Here is a 2,513-nt window from a genome sequence, read left to right as displayed (position 1 = left end):
AAGGATTACAATGCAATGAAGAACCACTACCTGCTAGTACAGATAGCTGATATATTAAGACAATTATTTGAGTGTGGATATGAGTTGATTAGAAGCTTAAAGGCTTCTATAAAAGAAATATCTTCAAGGTTACTAGAATCTTTTCGCCGAGAATTCATAACCATTGAAGACATTAAAAAATTAAATAAACGTATACAGATACGTTATTTGTAATATGTTTATTATACCAAAGGTGGTGGTAATTTAAAAGTACTTTATGGCAAAAATTAAATTTAATTGTATCGGCGATTGATATGTCGTTTTTTAAATTATAAGCAGAAGCATAATTTCAGAACATTCTGTATAGTTCAAGTTAAATAATATACTTAATTGAAATTATAAAAAGTTTACTCTTTGGTACTGGTATAATGATTATTTATTTGACATTGCAAAGAAATTATGGTATAATCCTTTTATGAGTGTCCCTTTACACTCCTTCTACCCCCTAAATGAAGGGGAGAAATCAATGGAAGGTGGTTACTTTGTTGGAAAAGAATAACTTAGCCAAAATTCGCAAAAACGTAGAAGATTGCGTTGGTAAAAAAGTAATTCTTAAGGCGAACAAGGGAAGAAAGAAAACTACAGTTAAAGAAGGCATATTAGAAGAAGCTTATCCTAGCTTGTTTGTAGTAAGGATTTGCAACCAATTCGATTCAGTACGGAAAGTTTCCTACACATACTCAGATATATTAACAGAAACTGTTGAAGTAACTATTTGCGATGGTGAAGAAAGACAGACCAAGATAAGTTAAAAAAAACAAGACAAATTGTCTTGTTTTTTTATTTGTAATTTTACGACAAAATGTCGAATTGAAGCCAAGGCATAATTATGCCTTGGCTTCAATTAAAATAGGGAAATGAGCAATTACTCTTTTGCTCATACGGGGAAGAAAGATCTTTTGGAAGTCTTCATTTATAATTATATGTCGAAATTTACCTAAAAGTAAATAGGACTATAGATGGAGATATTATACAATTTATAATTTATTTGGTTAATTATATTCATCTTTTTGGACATTAACACATATACTTTTTCATAGGATATATAAAGTAGATAATTAGGGGAGGTTAGAAGATGGAAATAGTCAAGGACATCCTAAAGGTGGAAGAACAAAGAGGAACAGAAGAGATAGAACCTATAATTGAGACAGAAATATATTTAGACCAAACAAAAGCAGAAATAGGGAATATTCTTTGGGCTGATGGAAAAATTGAAATCTTAAGCACAAAGATTGTTACGGATAAAATATTAGTAAACGGTCTAGTAAAATTTAAAGTAATCTATGAATCCAATGAAGAGGAATTAAACATATATACTTTAGAATCAAATAAAGATTTCAAAGAAGAAATAGAGATTGACGGAATAACAGAAGCCATGGCAGTAGAAGTAAAATCGAGTTTAGAACATATAGAATATGAACTACAGGATGAAAGGAAAATTTCTCTAAATGCATTAATAAAGTTAATAGGAAAGGTGGAAGAAACCAATTTAGTAGAAATAATAAAAGGAGTCACTGAAGAAGTAAACCTTCAAGTATTGAAGGAAAAGATTAAATATAATGATGTATTAGGAAGAGATGAATCCTATGCCCTAATAAAAGAAGCATTTGAAATAGGAGAGGAGCAGCCTTCTATTGAAGAAATTCTTAAAGTAGATTTACATCCTTATGAAAAAGAGTATAGCATTTCTGCAGACAGAATAATATTATCTGGAATAGTAGAATCGTCCATAATATATTTTGGAGGGAATAAATTAAATTCTTTAAAAAGAGAAATTCCTTTCACTCATTTTATAGAATCAACTAATATTGAATATGATTCAAACTGTCATTTAAATATGAAAGTAGTAAGCGGTGAATATGAAGTAAGGGAAAATCTAGAAGGAGATCTAAAGATATTAGATTTAGAACTAAAGATAAAAGTCGATTCCAAGCTATATAATCAAAAGGAAAAAGAAGTAATTATAGATGCTTATTCTACTAGCCAAAAGGTTGATTTAAAAACAGAAGAAATAAAGGTAATGGAAAATATTAAAGATATAATAGCTAGAGAAAGTATTACGAAAGATTTAACTGGAAAAAATTTTAAGGAAATATATACAATAGAAGCACATCCTAATATAGTTGATAATCAATATATGGAAGACAAAATAATGGTAGAAGGTGTATTAGGATTAAATATTTATTATCTAGATGATGTAAAAGACGAGATAAGGACTTTAAAGGAGCAAGTACCTTTTAAATCCTATGTAACTACAGAGGACTTAAGCCAAGATATAATAATTAATACAGAGACTAATTTAGAGGATTTGGACTATAATTTAAGGGAAGGGACTCTTTATATTAATGGAACTATAAAAAATCATATATTTATCAACAGAGAAAGAAGAATCAACATAATAAGCGAGATAGAAGAAACAGAAGAAATAATAGACAAGAAGAATAGGCCAAGTATAATCATTTACATAGTACAAA

3 protein-coding genes are annotated in these 2,513 nt (G+C 28.8%); all 3 read left to right on the top strand.

Annotation, left to right across the window (positions count from 1 at the left end):
* Positions 1–213, top strand: a 213-nt coding sequence (locus VK998_RS05655; RefSeq protein ID WP_325226433.1) for a hypothetical protein, incomplete at its 5' end; no start/stop codon positions are given.
* 308 nt (positions 214–521) lie between these two features.
* Positions 522–791: a Veg family protein gene (locus tag VK998_RS05650; protein ID WP_325226432.1), complete on the top strand. Its 270-nt coding sequence runs from the start codon at positions 522–524 to the stop codon at positions 789–791.
* 323 nt (positions 792–1,114) lie between these two features.
* Positions 1,115–2,513 (top strand): DUF3794 domain-containing protein (locus VK998_RS05645; protein ID WP_325226430.1); only part of this gene is annotated, 1,399 nt, incomplete at its 3' end.

Origin of the sequence: Schnuerera sp. (assembly GCF_035459645.1) — a bacterium.
Taxonomy (GTDB): domain Bacteria; phylum Bacillota; class Clostridia; order Tissierellales; family Tepidimicrobiaceae; genus Schnuerera.
This window is presented reverse-complemented; position numbering and strand designations above follow the sequence as displayed.